The organism is Streptomyces sp. NPDC020362 (assembly GCF_040642095.1).
In the GTDB taxonomy this organism is placed as follows: Bacteria; Actinomycetota; Actinomycetes; order Streptomycetales; family Streptomycetaceae; genus Streptomyces.
The window spans coordinates 1-15,996 of the sequence record NZ_JBFAET010000201.1 but is presented as its reverse complement, the minus strand read 5'-3'; the positions used below and the strand labels follow the sequence as shown (position 1 = coordinate 15,996).

The following is a 15,996-nucleotide window of genomic DNA, read 5'->3' as shown; positions in this document are numbered from 1 at the left end:
CCAGAGGCCCGCCTCCTTCTCCGCGTCTTTGCTCCTGGCGCCTGCGTACGGCGCCTTTCAAACGGATCCCAAGACCGGAGACCCACCACTGATGTCCTACAACCATCCGTACCCACATGCCGGCGTCCAGCTGAACCACACGGCTGTCTACGCGAGCGACCGCTACCTGTCCGCCGAGTTCATCGCCGCGATCCTGGGCCTGAAAGTCGGCGCACCGTTTGGGCCGTTCCTGCCAGTTGACCTCGGCAATGGCGTGACGCTCGACTACTGCGAGAAGAGGGACGAGCCGATCCAGTCGCAGCACTACGCCTTCCTCGTGCCTGACGAGCAGTTCGACACCGTGATCGCCCGGCTGGAGGTGGTCGGGGTCACTTACTATGCGGACCCTGGCCACACCGATCCCGGCCGGGTAAACGATCTGTTCGGTGGTCGCGGCGCCTACTTCGACGACCCGGACGGTCACAATATGGAGGTCATGACTCGGCCTTACGCCCGCCCGTAGAGCATGACAGGGCTGTGATCAAGGGGCGCCTCGGGTGAGGTCTTTGATCCAGATCATCGAGGCGCGTAAGTGGAGGCCGGCGAGGTAGCTGTCCGGGGTCTTGTCGTACCTAGTGGCGATGCCTCGCCAGGCCTTGAGCTTGTTGATCAGGCGCTCGACGGTGTTCCTCTCCTTGTAGAGGTCAGCGTCGTGGCCGACGGGTCGGCCGCCTCGGGAGCCCTTCTTCTTCCGGTTGGCGGCCTGGTCCACCTTCTCTGGTATGACGGGTTTGATGCCGCGTTTGCGCAGGTGGGCGCGGTTTCCGCGGGACGAGTAGGCCTTGTCCCCGGCGACGGCGTCGGGTCTGGTGCGGGGGCGGCCGACGGGCCCACGGACCCGGATCTTCTTCAGTACTGGGATGAACTGTGGGCTGTCGGCCGCCTGTCCGGCGGTCAGGACGAATGCCAGCGGGCGGCACTTGCGGTCAGCGGCGAGGTGGACCTTGCTGGTCTGCCCGCCTCGCGAGCGTCCCAGGAGGGCAGCCTTCAGACGGAGCTTTCGGCGACGCCGGACGCGTCGTCGTTCCTCCCTCACGGGATCGGCTTCGGCGTCCTGCCCGTTTTGTTCTTCCGGGCCGCCCCCTTTGACCTGGCCTTTCCCTCCTCGGCGGCAGCCTTCTCCAGGGCGGTGAGCACGTCCTTGCTCATGTGCATCCCGGCGGCGTCGTGGTGAGCACGTGCAGTGGTTGATTCGATGCTGACCAGCGACAGATCCACCTGGCCCCGCTTCGAGGCTTCCGCGATCAGGCTCTCCAGAAGGACCTCGAACACGCCGGCGTCACGCCACTGCCGGAAGCGGTTGGAGACCGTCGACCATGCGCCGAACTCCTGCGGCATCTCCCACCACTGCGCGCCGGTCTTGAACCGCCAGATCACGCCCTCGAACTGCTGGCGTAGGTGCTCGGGGTACGGGCCGTACTCACCGATTGGCAGATATGGCCCGATGAACTCCCACTCGTTGTTGGTCAGTTGCACTCGCGTCACGCAGGACGATCTACTGGGTCGGCCTCCATTACGAGGGCCAATCCCGCAGATTGATCACGATTCGATACGTGCCCTAGGGCGGGCACGCTGTTCACCCAACCGCCTCGGCTGCATCGTCCGTGCCGTTCACACCCTTCAGTACCGTGGTCCAATCGGAGACGATGGCCTACCGCGCCGCCGTGAGAGTGACTTTGCCGGAGCAGGCAACGGTGTGCAGCTTCGTCTCCACCGGGACCTTCAGGTTGTTCACCCCGGAGCCCGGCTTGTGGCCCGGGTCGGCCGGTTCCACCCACAGGTTGCGGGCGTCGTTCGGGTCACTGCCCAGTTGGTGGCTGAACAAATGGTCGTATTCGGCGTCACCGAGGCTGCCTTTGTAGGCGTAGGAGGCTCCGTTCAGCTGTTTCTCCTTGCGGGTGACCGACTCCGACGGCGGATGTTCTTGGTGCAGCCGCCCATTCAGCAGATCGTCGACGCCAGGTCCGCCCTGCGTCACCGGCGGGGAGATAGCACCCGGCGTGCACGCCCGGTCGTCGAGGGGCTCGCCCTTCTCGTACCGGTAGTGGCGGCTGCCCGCGGGCGGATGCTGCTGCACCGTGTACCTCGTCTGCAGCGCGGTACCCACCGGAGTCACACCACGGCGGATGGAACCCATGACGGCCCCTTACGGACGAGTGATAACGGGCACCTGGTCCCCCACCCCGACGCCTCCTACTGCCCACCCCCAGGCGCACGGGTGTGCGCCGGACGGCTCGCACCGCCGCACGCTTGGGGGCGCTCTCCGATCTGCGCAAGCGGGGCTTGATGGAGAGCGGCGGATGGACCCGGGGCGGGGAGGTCCTGCGAAACCTCGTAGCGTCGTCGCTGTAACTGGACGTGGTGGCAGGAGGCATTGACAACGGGTCAGCGATGGGCGGGGGCTCTGCCGCCGGTCCCGGCTCTCTCCCGGAGGAGTGGGGGAGCGCGTGGAAGCTCTCGTGAGTGGGCGGGGTCGGGGTGCGCGCTGGATTGAGGCGGCCTACGGCCGCGTTTGGTGTCCGCTGCGGCGGGCGGCGTGGGCTCGCCGGCTCCGGCCCCCGCCGCTCCGGCACTGACGGGGCGCTCAGCGGCTGGGTCTGGGGTTTGTCCCCCTTTTGACACCCCTTACCGTCGGAGAGACGCTGGAGGACAGGGGCTGAAGGGGGCGAGCCACGTAGGAGCCTTCCCATGAACGGTCGACGCGTACGCCTGGCGGTGCTGGTCCCCCTGGTGGTGTCGTCGTTGACAGCGGGGGCGGTGACGCTTGCCGCCTCGCCGGCCGCGGCGGCGTCGCCCACCTGCGGTGTCTCGCGGGCCGACGGTCGGGCGAACCTGAAGGTCATCGGCGAGGACTTCGAGCCGAACAAGGCTGTTTTCATCGAGTCCGCGCACGGGGCCCAGGGCACCGTGCGGACGGACGCCGGCGGAAACCTCTCCGCGACGATCACTCATGCCCGCGGCACCATCACTGCCCGGCAGGTCGGCGGCCCCGAGGTCAGGTGCGGCACGGCCGAGCAAGGGGGACGCCAGAGCGCCCAGGAGCAGTACGCGGCAGGCTACAAGGCGGGTTATGCGGCCATGAAGAGCGACTGCGACGTGCGGCAGCTGAAGGGCGTCACGGTCAACGAGAACTTCCGGGAAGGGTTCAGGGACGGCGCGGCCGCGGCGGAGAAGAAGTTCTGCGGGGACTAGGGGCTGTCTGGAAAATGATCACCGAGCGGGTGCGTGCTCGGTCCAATTGCCTTGCCGTCCTAACGCCAACCAGTGATTCTGGGCGGGTGTCAGGACAGGGGAAGCGAAGGCGGCGACAAGAGAACGTGCGGCAGCGGCTTGCTGCTCGCACCGCGCCGGACGCGGGACGGTGGGAAGTGGTCGTTGAGACTCCGGACCAGGCGGAGATGCGTACGCGGTTGCGCCGTCTTCAGGAAGCAGGAGTCGACGGGTCAATGATCCGGATCGACACGCTGTGCGGGCGCCTGGCGCTGCCGACTACCTACCGGCTGAGCCGTTTCGTGACGGACCCCGCACGGGAGTCCGAGCACGAGCACTCTGATCATTGATCTTGTGGCAGGGCGAGGTGAGTTGACGGATGCGGCGTGGGAGCGAATAGAGCCCCTGTTGCCGCGGGTGGATGGACCTGGTCGTCCGTGGCGTGATCACCGGCAGGTGGTCAACGGGGTGCTGTGGCGGTTGCGGACCGGGGCTCCGTGGCGTGATCTGCCCGAGCGGTACGAACCCTGGCAGACCGTCTACGAGCGGTTCGCCCGCTGGGAAGCGGACGGGACCTGGGCGAAGCTGCTGGAACACGTCCAGGTCCGCGACGACGCGGTGGGCCGGGTGGAGTGGACCGTCTCCGTCGACTCCACGATCAACCGGGCCCACCAGCACGCGGCCGGCGCCCGCAAAAAAGGGCCGCAGACAGGGACGAACTGGAAGATCCGGGACGCTCGCAGGCGCGTCAGGCCCTCCGCCGGTCCCGGGGCGGGCTGACCACCAAGGTCCACCTCGCCGTCGATGGCCGCGGCCTCCCGCTGTCCATCGTGCTCACGCCCGGCAACATCAACGACGCCACCGGCTTCGGCCAGGTCCTCGACAGCATCCGCATCCCGCGCGCCGTTACAGGCCGACCTCGCACGACACCGGTGCGGGTGCTTGGCGACAAAGCGTATTCCAGCTGGGCGATACGCCACCTGCTGCGGCGCCGGGGCATCGTTGCCACGATCCCCGAGCGCCGCGACCAGATGGCCAACCGCCGGCGAGGTGGAACCTACGGCGGTCGCCCGCCCGCCTTCGACAAGGACATCTACCGCGCCCGCAACGTGGTCGAACGATGCTTCGTCCGTCTCAAGCAGTTCCGTGCGATCGCGACGAGGTTCGACAAGCTCGCCGATCGCTACCGGGCTGGAATCGTCCTGGCAGCTCTGATCCTGTGGCTCCGCGAACCCGCCGAATGATCATTTGTCAGACAAGCCCTAGGGCCTATCTCCTTGACCATCTACTGGGGTGAGCGCTTGCGGCTGGTCCATGGTGGTGCCGTCGGGCTTCCGCCCGAAGGCAGCCTCTAGAACGGCGGGGAGGTCTGCCTCGGGGACCGTGGCACGCACCTCCGCCAGGACATGACGGAAGGTGTCATCGGCGATGGCACCCATGTGCTCCCGACGGAGTTGACAAATGATCTCGACGAGATCGGGCCTGAGACGCATCCAGGCGCGGGAGGTGCGGATCTCCGCATCGACCTGGTCCATGAACCAGCGTATGACCTCGTACGGGACGTCCACGTGCGGCCCGTGCGGGTTGAAGCACACCGTCGGCTCCCGTGCAGGATCCTCATCAGGGACGATCGCGGTCACGAGATTCCGTTGCCCGGCCACGAGGTCCAGCTCCAAGTACCAGGCGTCATCGGGCACGGAGTACATCGCGGTGATTGCATAGTCACCTTTGGGGTGCTGGATTGGCATGGCCGCATGCTGTCACGCTCATCGGCAGACGAGCCCCTCAAATACACTGGCCGTTCCTATCGCCGAACCCAGATGAGGACGGCATCGAGGTTGGGTGCGGCCTGGTAGGCAATGGCGAGCCTGTCCGCTTGCATGGCCAGGCCGCGCCACTGCTTGAGTCGGCCGATGCATCGCTCGACCGCGTTGCGCTGCTTGTATGTCTCGACGTCGAAGGCGGGCGGCCGACCACCCGAGCGGCCACGCCGTAGCCGGTGGCCGACCTGGTCGGACGGCTGGGGAATGACGGCGTACATTCCACGTCGGCCGAGACGCCTCCGGATCGCACGGGACGAATACGCACGGCCCGCCAGAACGGCCTCCGGCCGGGTTCGTGGTTGTCCTGGTCCCATTCGCGGGATACGGATGCCGGCTCCGGCGGCGTGCTGGTGGGCGCCGCAGACGGTGCGCTCATGGAGACCATGACCACGGACTCACTGGAGGGCGAGAAGTTCCAGGACCATTACACGCAGGCCATGGCGCAGATCATCGAGGCGAAGCGGGAGGAGAAGCCGCTCCCGGCGGTGCCGGAGCCGCAGCGGCCGGCCCAGGTGCTCGACCTGATGGCCGCCTTGCAGGAGGCTATGGTGAAAGCGAAGGCATCCCGCGGCCAGGACAACGAAGCCGATGTGCACGAGCTGCCCAGGAAGAAGACCGCGGCGAAGAAGACGGCCACGAAAGCGGCCGCGGGCAGGACGACGGCCGCCAAGAGGGTGACGGCGAAGAAGACCGGCGCCAAGAAGGCGGCGGCGAAGAAGACCACGGCCCGCAAGCCCCGGGGGCGTCCCGGGGCGGCAGCACGGGCTGGTGCCGATTACCGATGAGGCCGTTGCCTTCGGCAGGATGAGCGCCATGACCGAGATCCGTACACCTCGCCTCCTCCTCCGTCGCTGGCATGACGACGACCTCGCGCCTATGGCGGACATCAACGCGGACCCGCGGGTCATGCGCTGGATCGACGACGGCTCGGTGCGCGACCTGGACCACACGGCGGAAGCCATCGAGCGGTGGGAGGAGGAATGGGACGAGGAAGGCTTTGGACTCTTCGCCGTCGAGCTGCTCGCTTCGGGTGAGCTGGCTGGCTTCACGGGTCTGTCCGTGCCCGAGTTCCTGCCGGAGGTACTGCCCGACGTGGCGATCAGCTGGCGGCTCGGCTCACAGTTCTGGGGTCAGGGATACGCATCCGAAGCCGCCCAGGCCACGCTGGAGTTCGCGCTCCAGGACCGCGGCCTCGACCGCGTCATCAGCATTAACCGGGTGGGTGACGACGCCTCCGAGAACGTCATCCGCAAGCTCGGCATGGTGCCGGAGCGAGAGACGGTACACCCGGTGTACGGCTATCCGCTGCGCGTTCACGCCATCGATCTCACCGAGTTCCAGGCGTGAGCCGGCCGAGTCGCCAATCATCACAGGACAGCCGGCCACTGTCCAAATGTCCCCGACCGCACTGATTGCCGCGGAGTGGAACCTCAGGCGAGAGATGTTGATTCATGTCGCTGACCGGTGCTTTCACGGAACTGCAGCCAGAGCCCTGAAGGCTCTGTCTGGAATTCCGAGAACCTCATGGTCGGGTGAGGATCCGGATACGGAGGAGCTGAAAAGATGCCCGGCCGTATATGTCTCTCTTGAGGGCTTTCACGCGGTTGACGTAGCCTTCCACGGTTCTGATCGCTCTTCCGTGAAGGCTACGCCTCGGGATTTCCGGGTCTTGTCGCGCGATGGTGACGGGATCGCTCAGCTTGCCGTCGCGCGGCCCGTGCTACGAGGAACGGATCCCAACCGATCCAGCGGGGCGACGCCGCTGTAGGGCTCGTCGAAGCGTGGTCACGCACAACTGCTGTGAGCTGGGTGTTGGTGCGTGAACCCCGTTACCTCGTGGTTCCAGCGGTTCAGTGATTCAGGTGATCAGCGAGGTTGGGCATTGCTTCGCGGGTGTGCAACGCGTGTCACCAACACGTCCGTCATACATCTGGGGAGGTATCCGTGAAAGCCGTGAAGTACGCAATCGGGCTGGTGTTGGGGCTGGCCGCGACTGCAGCGATGGTCACCGCGACCGCTTCGGCTGCTCCCCACCCCGCACCCGCCCTTTCGTCCGTCTCGCTCACGAACGCTGACAACGGCCGCGCCGTGGCCGTGCGGGTCGGTGACGAGGTCAGGGTCCGCCTGACCGGCGGTCGCGGGCAGGGCGTGACGTGGGTGTCGAGCGAACCGGTGACCAGCGAGCCCGCCAACCTGCGCCTGTCTGGAGGCGCCGCCTCGCCGAGCGGGGACGCGGCTGCGGTCTTCCGGGCTGTGGAGCGCGGCAAAAGCGAAATCACCTCTGCCCGCAGGTGCGTCGCCGACCCAGGGCACCTGTGCCCTCACGCCGTCCTGCAATGGAAGACCACCGTCGACGTTCGGTGAGGTACTGCACGGTCCGTGAGGTCGCGCACCAGGGTCACCCTTCAAGGACCTGACCGCCTTCTTGAAGACCGAGACGAGGTCGGGCGAGCCTCTCCCGCAGTGCACAGCCATCGCGAAAGAGCGATCAGAACACTGTAGATGGCCACTCTGAGCGTCGAGCCGCCGTCAGCCGGATGGAGTGGTTCGGCGTCTGGCCACGGGCGCGGTTGGTCACATTGTGATCATGCCTGAATCCCAGGGCGGCGGACGGCGACGCCCGCCGCGGCGCCGGAGCCCGCGCGTGCATGTGCCCCATCTGGGCCAGCAGCCGAAGCCAGGGCTCCCACGATGGATGTCCTTAGTGAGCGTTTGATTCTCGGTTGTCTGTTTCATTTGGCTTAGGTGTCACGCCAGTTGGTGGTGGCTTCGTGGGTGAGGACTCCCGGCACTGAAATCCTGGCCGGGATCGGCACCGATGGGCAGGCGGTCGCCGTCGACCCGGGCGAGGGTGCCCTCGTCGCTCCAGGCGAAGCTGACGGGGCTGTCGTTCTCGCCCTTGGCCTTGATGAGGGCCTGGCCCTTCTCCTCGGCCCGCACGAGCATGGCCCGGCTCATGCGCTCCCGTGTACCTGGTGATCCAGACCCAGTGGCGTACACCAGCCTGGGCCGTGCCGACCGCCGCAGGGAGCGGGTCATTCGCTGGCGCCACGGGGTGAACACCGGGTGCGCATCACGACGCTGCAGCATCTCCAAAGCCAAGCCAAGCCAAGCCAAGCCAAGCCAAGCCGAGCTCCACCAGCGGTGTCGGCTGGTCGGCGACCGTCACCCTCAGCAAGTCCTCCGCAGTGCAGTGCACCCGCACAACAACAGCCCCCGCCGAAGCCAGAACAATTCAGCCCTCGCTGAAAGCATCGCGCCACCCCGCCCGGGTCGGGGAGCCTCGTACACGCCAGTCGAGGTGAGGCCAATCCAGCTCAAACCGCCGGAGTGAGGATCAATGGGCAAGGCCTTGAATCCTCGCGTCGTGGGGCCGCGTTGGATACATGGACGTCGTTGCCCAGGCGGGCACCGTGGTCGATCGCTGTGGTGCGGTGGCCGATGTCCGTCCAGGACCTTGAAAGAAGGAGAAGGATGTCACGCAAAAGCAAGTTGGTCACGGCTCTCGGTATCGCCGCTGCCTGTGGACTTCCCATGGTGGGAACGACCTCTGCGCAGGCCGCTACGTACTCCTCCGTGGAGGTGTACGTGTCCACGTACTACTCTGATGAGGTCGTCATCTGCGGCCACAACCAGAATGACACCTACGTCTGCTCCCCTACGTTCGTCACACCTGGAACCGGCTACACCGAGCTGTCAGGCTGGTGGTGGAAAAAAGGCTCCCTGATAGAAATCACCGGTCACAACAAGTCGAACAACACGTATCCGAAAGCGAAGTTCAGGCTCGGACCGCCCCATGACGAGCGCGAGCATTCGTGCGCGGTCTACGACTACTACGCGGACTGCGACGGCCGTTCCAGCAGGGTGTTGTAGCCGCAGAATCCGGCACCGATCGGAAAGTCACAGCACTGTGACCACCACCACCCGGCGGCCGGGCGACCCGGCGTCGACGCGCCCCGGCCGCGCGGCGGACAACTCGGGGCCGGCACGCGCCACCGAGTGTCCCACTCGACCTGGAGCCCATACGTTCGCCAATGTCACTGGCGGGCCCGGCGACTCGCACCCCGCTGTCGTGTGCGCCGACGTCCTCGACGAAAGCGCCGTCAGCAGGTCTGTTCGAGTCACCGCCGACACCTGGCAACCGCTCGCCCCGATGGCCGGCCCGCGCCGTGGAACAGCGCGCGCCCCGGGCGCGTCCACGTCGTCCAGGGAGGCACCGCCCACCAGACGCAGGTGCTGCTCCTGACCGACGCCGAAGCCGCCGCGTGGGTCACCTCCGCGGCGGCCGGGGAGATCTGACCCGGCGCGGACACACCATGGGCCCCGGGGGAGATCAGCCATCCCCCGGGCCCGGCATATGGAGTGATGCTGTCCAACGATGGCGCGGTCTTGAGGGCACTTGGTGAGGAGGACAAGACCCCAGGGGGTTGAGAAGCCCTGCCGAATGGCCGTTCGTTGCACAGGTAGGACGACGTACGACACAGCTCCGCGGCCCGCCCCGAAGGCAGAGGGCGCCATCCCGCTGCCAGTCCGCTTCGATCCGAGCGAGGCCTTGTCAGATCGACCTATGGATGTCGGAGCTGCCGGTCCAGACCGGCATTCATTTGGACGAGGCCGAGGTGGTGCGTGAACTGCTGTGCACGGCCCGCACGCACGATGGCATCCTGCGCGATGCGCTGACGGCCCGCGCTCGAAGGGCCGGCGCCTGAGCGGGGGCCGTGCCGACTGCCCAGCGACGTCTTCCATACCCTCCGGGGCGCGAGTTCGTCGGCGGTGAGTTCATTCCGTAGGCCCGGCACCTCATATGCTTCCGGCCCCCTCGACGTTGGTGTCGAGGGGGCCGGTGCGTTGGTAGCGGGGACAGGATTTGAACCTGTGACCTCTGGGTTATGAGCCCAGCGGGCTACCAAGCTGCTCCACCCCGCGTCGGTGCGTCCAGCCTGCGTCGTGCGCCGGGCAGGTCCGCGAGGCGGGGAGTGGGTGAAGCGCCTTGGCGTTCAGCGGTCGTCGTGGAGTTCCTGGTGCATCTGGGGCTGGTTGTCCCGGTCGTGGGTGAGGGCGTAGAGCTCGACCTGGTTGAACGCCTTCGAGGCCACGCCGAGGATCTCGTCGTACGGATTGATCCCGACCGCCTTCTTCGCGGTGTCACCGCCGAGCCCGCCGATCGCGCTGCTGAAGATGCTGTGCATGGCGGCGGCGGGTTTGGCCGCCAGGTCGACGACGCTCTTCGGGATGCCGGCCATGTCGGCGTACTTGTCCGTGAAGGCGGTGCGGACCATGGCGATGAAGGGCTCGTAGAACCCCGGCGGGAGGATCTGTTCCTTGTAGAACTTCAGGGCCTGCTCGGTCATGAACGTGCAGTCCTCGCTCGGCCTCCACTCCCTCTCCCGCTCGATGCTCCACAACCGGTCCGCCAGGTCGACGTCCTTGGGCACCAGCCACTTGTCGGGGGTGCCGAGGTAGTGATTGATGTAGTGCCAGGCGCTCACGAAGCCCTGCGCGTCGTCCTTCGTCACATGAACGCCGAGGTTCTTCATCGCCTGCAGGATCTGCACGCTGAAGATGCAGATGGCGCCAGTGGTGTACTTCTGCGAGACCGGCTCGCCCCACCTGGCGTAGTCCCACTTCCCGCTCTTCTTGTGCAGCTGCCGGACGGAGGCGTGGACCAGGCGCACCTTGGTCACGGTCGCCGCCAGGGTGCCGTTGCGCAACGCGTCCTTGTCGCCCATCCCGATGAACAGGCGAGAGGACTGAGACAGGCGCCGGCCAGGGCCGTCCACGCCGCCCAGGCGCCCGGTCGAGCGCAGGGTGTACGCGCCGGTGGGGGAGAGGTAGGTGCCGATCAGCCCGACGGTGCCCTGCAGCATGGAGGCCACGCCGTGGTGGTGCGCGAAGAAGCCTTCCGCTGCCTTGACGTCGGCCTCGTTCCACCCGGGCGGCTCGTCGGAGGCGTCGTGCAGGAACTGCGCGAGCCGCTCGGGCAGGTTCGACAGGTCGGACATGGCCATGTGCGGCTTGAGCGTTCCGATGGTGCGGAACAGTCCGTTGACGCCGTCGACCTCCCGGTTGTCGATGAGGTCGGACACGAGCCCGTCGGCGGCCGGATCACCTTCCTGGTTTGCGGCTTCCAGCTCCGCTGCAACCGTCTCAACGGTCAAAGGCACGGTGCTGCTCCTTTCTGCACGGGGGTGAGGGGGTGCGTCTGTGGGTCTCCAGCGCATGCGGGTGAGACCTGGACGCGGTGTTGGCCGAGCAGCCAAAGGTGGCCACACCGACGATCATGCCCGTCATCATGCGTGACTTAGATAGGCCGAACGAGTGGGGCCGTCGCGCCCCGAGGGCGCACATGAGGGCGCACGAAGCCGGATGGTCAGGCGTGGGTGGACGAGCCCCGTTGTGTGGTTTGTGTAGTGACCTACAGAGCCCATGCGCGCTCGGCCATGGCGGCGACGGTCAGTGCGGGATTGATCCCCAGGTTGGCTGTGATGACGGAGGAGTCTGTGATGTGGACGGTTGGATAGCCGTGGACGCGGTGGCGCTGGCCGGCGGCAGCGGTGCGGGGGTCGTTGCCGAGCAGGCAGCTGTCCATCAGATGGGCGGTTATGGGGATGCCCAGCAGGCGGCTGGCCCACAGTCCGTGGGCCGTACCGGAGATGTGCGCCGCGTAGCGACGGGCGAGTGCTTCGGCTGAGGGAGCCGGGTGAGTTTGGATGGCCCTTCGTCGGCTTCGAATGGACGCCTTTTGGGGTACTGGCTGGTCAGAGTGGAGTTCTGCCGTTCCGTTGCGAGTAGGAAGGCGGTGCGGCCCCTGGACCGTCATGGGGACGGGTGGTACGCCTGCTACCGGATGGGGTCCGGCAAAGCGTTCTGTGCGCGCCGGGCCCGTTCCACCACTACCAGCGGCTCCATGTGCTCCGACACCGAGATGACCGATCCGCCCAGGAGCCGGAGACAAGTTCGATCTCCACCACGCCGTGTGCCACGAGAACTTGGGCGAGCTGACGCTCCGTAGGCCGGATCCAGAAGAGGTTCACCGGGTGTGGCACCTGGCATCCGGTGCAGGGCGCATCCGCGGCTCTTGAGTATGTCTCGAGAAACGTGAAGGGCCGCCTGAGGCGGCCCTTCACGGCCTGCCTGCGCCCACAGGCGGCCGGGCATCCCTGGCAAGGCTTATGGTCCGGGTCAGTGCTGAGGTGCCCGCTCGACCTCGTTCATGTGGGCATGCCCGGACTGATCGAAACCGGTGGGCCGACCGGCACGACTGCCGCGACGCTGTCGGTCGGCCCGCGGCGGCCCGCGCCGTCAGGTGGGCTTACCGGTTCCCTCGCCATCACCCTGGGGGAGGTAGCAGTTGGTCTCCCAGATGACGCCGTCTGCGTCGCCCACGAGAAGATCCGCTTCGGCTACGCCCCCGCGCGCGGGGGCGCCGACGCGGCGGCTGGCCGAACCCAAGCGACTGGTGGCCGCCGGGCGGCGCTGGTACCTCGTCGCCTACGACCTCGACCGCGCCGACTGGCGCACCTTCCGCGTCGACCGGATCGACGCCCTGCACCGCACCAGCACCCGCGTCCCCGAACGCGAGCTGCCCGACGGCCAGGACGCCGCCGCATACGTGGCCGACACCCTGGCCGCCGGACCGGGAAACTGCCGCGCCGAACTGATCGTCCACGCCCCGATCGGGCGCGCCGCCGAGGGCGTACCCGCCTCGCTCGGAACACTGGAACGACTCGACGCGCACCGCTGCCGGCTACGCACGGCCGTGGACTCCCGCGAGTACCTGGCCTTCCGCATCGCCGCCCTGCGCCTGGACTACACCCTCGTCGGACCGCCAGAAATCGTCCCGCACCTGCGGAGGATCGCCGAACGTGCCCTGGGCGCCATCCAGGAGCAGGACGAGTGAAGTGCACCCACCACCGAGCCCGACGCCCACAAGCCCTACCTCGACCAGCGCTGGCAGGAAGGCTGCACCAATGCCTGGAAGCTGTGGGAGGAGATCAGGGAACGGGGCTATCCGGACGGCTACGGCAACGTCCGCAACCACGTGAGCAGTACTCGGCGGGGCAGACCCCAGCCGGTCCGGCCCGGGTCGCCATCGGCCCGCACGATGACCCGCTGACTCCTGACTCACCCGGAAGCCCCGATCGAGAGCGACCGGGTCCAGCTCAAGGCTCTGCCGGCCAACTGCCCCGAGCCGGACGCCCCCGCCAAGGACGTGCGGACCTTCGCCACATGGTTGCGGACTTGCACGGTGACCGACTGTCGGAGTGGATCGCAGCAGCCAGAACCGCCACCGGCCTGCCAGTCTCAGCCGGTTCGCCCAGCACCTCGAACGCGACCTTGACGCCGTCGCCGCTGGCCTGACCCTGCCCTGGAACTCCGCTGTCGGACAAGGCCATGTCAACCGCATCAAGATGCTCAAGCACCGGATGTTCGGCCCCACCGGCTTCGAACTCCTGTGCAAACGCGTCCTGTTGGCGTGACCGAGCGTCACCACGCCATACGATCCGGACCAGAGCCCGAAGGTCAATTGCAAAGCTGCGAAGCAAGAGTCGGCGCGTCACTGATCATCGAGGGATGCCTGCCGGGCAAGGAACTCCTCGAACGCCGCCTTCTGCTTCGGATTCATGAAGCCCTGGCGGACACTGCGGGCCTTCTCCTGGAGCCAGTGCGCCTCGTCGGGGTCCAGTAGCTCGGCGACCACCACGCCATTGCGAGCAACCGCCGTGCGCCCTCCTGCGCGACGACGAAAAAGCGTGAACGCGCCGAATTCCGCGGGGCGGGCCAGTTCCGGCTCCTCCGCGACCGCCCGGTCCTCTTCCCCAGTGCCATTCGTCGGGTAGGTCGTAGGGGCCCAATGCTCCCAGAGCGCCAGCGTGGCCGCGGGCACCAGCACCGCGCGTTCCGCCTCTTCACGCCCCTCCCACATGAACGTGACGGTGACGGGCTCGCCGACCGCCTCGGCCAAGCCGAGCACCCTCTCCACCTCATCGTTGATCGGATAACCCACCACTACATCGATCTGAATGCCCATGGTGCCTGAGGCTACTGGCCGCTTCCGACATGCCAGCCCGAAGCTCCCGCGCCTCGTCGACCACGGCGCACCAGGTGGACCGCCCGAAGCCGGTGATCTCACCGACTGAGTGCCTGTTGGAGGCAATACTGCAACGGAGAGCAACCGCTCCACACAATTTGGGCCAGAGCCCGAGAAGGACAGCAGCTGTGCAACGGATTGGGAGGCACCGAACACCTGCGTGCCCATCGAAATGTTCACGGCCCCGACAGTGCGGGAGTGGAGGTAGTAGTCCCCGGCCGCTGAATCATCGCGGGTGGCGGCTGTTCAGGGTTACGTGCATGTCGAAGACGACACCGCCGCGCCCGCTCGATGTCGTGGCGCTCTTCCCGGAGCTGGCAGCCCACCGAGGCACCACCACCCGGCTCCATCCGCGCCCGGGCCGTCCAGAAGCGGCGGCCAGTTCTGTGGGCGGTCCGCTGCTGTGGCCCGCGAACGAGTCCTGGCCCGTCTGCACCGAGCCGCACAGCCACACCCGTGGTCGGCGTCCGGAGGGCATCCACCGGCGGCGGCAGATCCTGGCCGCTGATCGATGAGACCCGCAGCTGGGGCGTCGACGTCCCACTGGTTCTCGCCGACGCCGGATACGGCGACGCCACCGCCTTCCGCCTGGGCCTGGGCCTTGGCCTGGAGGAACGCAAACTCACCTACGCGGTCGGGATCCCTTCCCGGCTCACCGCCGATCCCGCACATGCGCGGCCACTCACCCTGCCCTACCAGGACACCGGCCGCCCGCCGGTGGCGACGTATCCGGACAAGCCGATGACGGTGAAGGGACTGGTCATCCAGGCCGGCCGGCAGGCGGCCCGGCCGGTGTCCTGGCGCGAGGGCTCCCAGCCGGGCAAGGGCCGCAGCGGCTTCAAGCACATGTACTCCTGTTTCGTCGCCCTGCGCATCCGTCCCGCCGGACGGATGATCCGCCAGGCCACCAAGGCGCGGAACTTCCCCAGCGGTGGCTGCTGGCCGAATGGCCCGTCACCGTGAGCGAACCGGTGCAGTTCTGGCTGTCCAGCCTGCCCTACGGCATGACCCTGGCCACGCTGCTCCGACTGGCCAAGCTCCGCTGGCGCATCGAGCACGACTACCGGGAGATGAAACAGGCCCTGGGACTTGCCCACTTCGAAGGCCGCACCCGGGGAGGCTGGCACCACCAGGTCACCCTCGTCTCCGCCGCCCACGCCATCTGCACCCTGCAACGGCTGGCACAAGACCCAGAAGACACGGCGCAGGACTGATCCTCTGTCAAGTGGTCCGCAAAGTGAAGACACTCCTCGCCACCTGGGCCGGCATCTGCCCAACCTGCCGCCCCTGCATACCCACTCCAATACGAACCTGACCAAGCCCTACTAGTGCCAAGGGACGGTCGGTGTGCCGTCCGGATCCAGGCCGTACGGCCAGACTCTCTCCACCGTTTGGTACAGCAGCCCTACCCCTTCGGAGACATCAGAAGGATCACCGGCGTCGGTGGCCCGCAGCAGCAGGGCCTCGGCGCCCTCCCGATCCCCGGCTCGCTCCCGCAGCGTGGCCAGGTGCTGCAGCGCGTAGGTGCTGCCGGCGTCGATAGCCTGCTGCAACAGGGCCTCGGCCACCTGCCGATCCCCGTCGTCCACCCGCCAGTTGGCCAGCAGACACAGGAGGTGGGTGCTGCCGGCCTCGGCGGCCCGTAGCGCGAGGGCTTCGGCTTCCTCCCGGTCCCCTTCCTCCACCCGCCAGCCGGCCAGCCGGTTCAGAGCGCGCGTGCTGCCGGCCTCGGCGGCCCGTAGCGCGAGGGCTTCAGCCTCCTCCCGGTCCCCGTCCTGCTTGCGCCGCACGGCCAGGAGACACAGGGCATCGGTGCTGCCGGCCTCGGCGTAC

General features: G+C 67.4%; 15 protein-coding genes, 1 tRNA gene and 5 pseudogenes. 11 read left to right on the top strand and 10 right to left on the bottom strand.

Annotated features, from left to right (window positions below; all coding sequences use genetic code 11):
* Window positions 1-91: 91 nt before the first annotated feature.
* Window positions 92-502, top strand: coding sequence for a VOC family protein (locus tag AB0H32_RS39950; RefSeq protein ID WP_067308153.1), 411 nt, complete (start codon window positions 92-94; stop codon window positions 500-502).
* An 18-nt stretch (window positions 503-520) separates the two neighbouring features.
* Here the strand turns inward: AB0H32_RS39950 and AB0H32_RS39945 are convergent.
* Window positions 521-1,524, bottom strand: a pseudogene (locus AB0H32_RS39945) (IS5 family transposase).
* Between the two features lie 166 nt (window positions 1,525-1,690).
* A complete protein-coding gene (locus tag AB0H32_RS39940; protein ID WP_361131777.1) occupies window positions 1,691-2,176 on the bottom strand; it encodes a hypothetical protein in 486 nt (161 codons plus the stop codon).
* 551 nt (window positions 2,177-2,727) lie between these two features.
* Between AB0H32_RS39940 and AB0H32_RS39935 the strand changes: the two genes are divergently transcribed.
* Together AB0H32_RS39935 and AB0H32_RS39930 are read left to right on the top strand one after the other, a co-directional pair.
* A complete protein-coding gene (locus AB0H32_RS39935; RefSeq protein ID WP_361131774.1) occupies window positions 2,728-3,231 on the top strand; it encodes a hypothetical protein in 504 nt (167 codons plus the stop codon).
* Window positions 3,232-3,603: 372 nt separating this feature from the next.
* Window positions 3,604-4,493, top strand: a protein-coding gene (locus AB0H32_RS39930; RefSeq protein WP_361131771.1) for an IS5 family transposase whose coding sequence is annotated in 2 segments (ribosomal slippage) — window positions 3,604-3,961 and window positions 3,961-4,493 — 891 coding nt in all. Because the reading frame shifts where the segments join, the coding sequence is not laid out codon by codon here.
* A gap of 18 nt (window positions 4,494-4,511) precedes the next feature.
* Here AB0H32_RS39930 and AB0H32_RS39925 read toward each other — a convergent pair.
* Window positions 4,512-4,997, bottom strand: coding sequence for a hypothetical protein (locus AB0H32_RS39925; RefSeq protein ID WP_361131768.1), 486 nt, complete (start codon window positions 4,995-4,997; stop codon window positions 4,512-4,514).
* Window positions 4,998-5,053: 56 nt separating this feature from the next.
* Window positions 5,054-5,407 (bottom strand): annotated as a pseudogene (locus AB0H32_RS39920) (transposase); the annotation flags it as partial.
* A 478-nt stretch (window positions 5,408-5,885) separates the two neighbouring features.
* Between AB0H32_RS39920 and AB0H32_RS39915 the strand changes: the two are divergent.
* Both AB0H32_RS39915 and AB0H32_RS39910 read left to right on the top strand, forming a co-directional pair.
* Window positions 5,886-6,419, top strand: coding sequence for a GNAT family N-acetyltransferase (locus AB0H32_RS39915; RefSeq protein WP_361131765.1), 534 nt, complete (start codon window positions 5,886-5,888; stop codon window positions 6,417-6,419).
* 597 nt (window positions 6,420-7,016) lie between these two features.
* Window positions 7,017-7,436: a hypothetical protein gene (locus AB0H32_RS39910; protein ID WP_361131763.1), complete on the top strand. Its 420-nt coding sequence runs from the start codon at window positions 7,017-7,019 to the stop codon at window positions 7,434-7,436.
* Window positions 7,437-7,820: 384 nt separating this feature from the next.
* Here the strand turns inward: AB0H32_RS39910 and AB0H32_RS39905 are convergent, their stop codons facing one another.
* Window positions 7,821-8,030 (bottom strand): hypothetical protein, encoded by a 210-nt coding sequence (locus AB0H32_RS39905; RefSeq protein WP_361131760.1) that lies wholly within the window; start codon window positions 8,028-8,030, stop codon window positions 7,821-7,823.
* A gap of 483 nt (window positions 8,031-8,513) precedes the next feature.
* Between AB0H32_RS39905 and AB0H32_RS39900 the strand changes: the two genes are divergently transcribed.
* Entirely contained in the window at window positions 8,514-8,945 is a 432-nt protein-coding gene (locus tag AB0H32_RS39900; protein WP_361131757.1) for a hypothetical protein, read from the top strand.
* A gap of 698 nt (window positions 8,946-9,643) precedes the next feature.
* Window positions 9,644-9,781: a hypothetical protein gene (locus AB0H32_RS39895; protein WP_361131754.1), complete on the top strand. Its 138-nt coding sequence runs from the start codon at window positions 9,644-9,646 to the stop codon at window positions 9,779-9,781.
* A gap of 140 nt (window positions 9,782-9,921) precedes the next feature.
* Here the strand turns inward: AB0H32_RS39895 and AB0H32_RS39890 are convergent.
* The 3 genes from AB0H32_RS39890 to AB0H32_RS39880 all read right to left on the bottom strand — a co-directional run bounded on the left by AB0H32_RS39890 (window position 9,922) and on the right by AB0H32_RS39880 (window position 11,661).
* Window positions 9,922-9,998: transfer RNA gene (locus AB0H32_RS39890), tRNA-Met, on the bottom strand.
* Window positions 9,999-10,069: 71 nt separating this feature from the next.
* A complete protein-coding gene (locus AB0H32_RS39885) occupies window positions 10,070-11,236 on the bottom strand; it encodes an oxygenase MpaB family protein (RefSeq protein WP_361131751.1) in 1,167 nt (388 codons plus the stop codon).
* Between the two features lie 251 nt (window positions 11,237-11,487).
* The gene (locus AB0H32_RS39880) at window positions 11,488-11,661 is read right to left on the bottom strand and encodes a GMC oxidoreductase (protein WP_361131749.1); all 174 of its coding nucleotides are present in this window, start codon (window positions 11,659-11,661) and stop codon (window positions 11,488-11,490) included.
* Window positions 11,662-12,531: 870 nt separating this feature from the next.
* Here AB0H32_RS39880 and AB0H32_RS39875 point away from each other — a divergent pair.
* On the top strand, window positions 12,532-12,972 hold the full coding sequence (locus AB0H32_RS39875) for a WYL domain-containing protein (RefSeq protein ID WP_361131746.1): 441 nt from the start codon (window positions 12,532-12,534) through the stop codon (window positions 12,970-12,972).
* A 364-nt stretch (window positions 12,973-13,336) separates the two neighbouring features.
* Window positions 13,337-13,552, top strand: coding sequence for a hypothetical protein (locus tag AB0H32_RS39870; RefSeq protein WP_361131743.1), 216 nt, complete (start codon window positions 13,337-13,339; stop codon window positions 13,550-13,552).
* 77 nt (window positions 13,553-13,629) lie between these two features.
* Here AB0H32_RS39870 and AB0H32_RS39865 read toward each other — a convergent pair whose 3' ends face one another.
* Window positions 13,630-14,103, bottom strand: coding sequence for a hypothetical protein (locus tag AB0H32_RS39865; protein WP_361131740.1), 474 nt, complete (start codon window positions 14,101-14,103; stop codon window positions 13,630-13,632).
* A gap of 320 nt (window positions 14,104-14,423) precedes the next feature.
* Between AB0H32_RS39865 and AB0H32_RS39860 the strand changes: the two are divergent.
* Window positions 14,424-14,666, top strand: a pseudogene (locus AB0H32_RS39860) (hypothetical protein); the annotation flags it as partial.
* A gap of 4 nt (window positions 14,667-14,670) precedes the next feature.
* A pseudogene (locus AB0H32_RS39855) lies at window positions 14,671-15,377 on the top strand (transposase); the annotation flags it as partial.
* A 111-nt stretch (window positions 15,378-15,488) separates the two neighbouring features.
* Here the strand turns inward: AB0H32_RS39855 and AB0H32_RS39850 are convergent.
* A pseudogene (locus AB0H32_RS39850) lies at window positions 15,489-15,996 on the bottom strand (hypothetical protein); the annotation flags it as partial.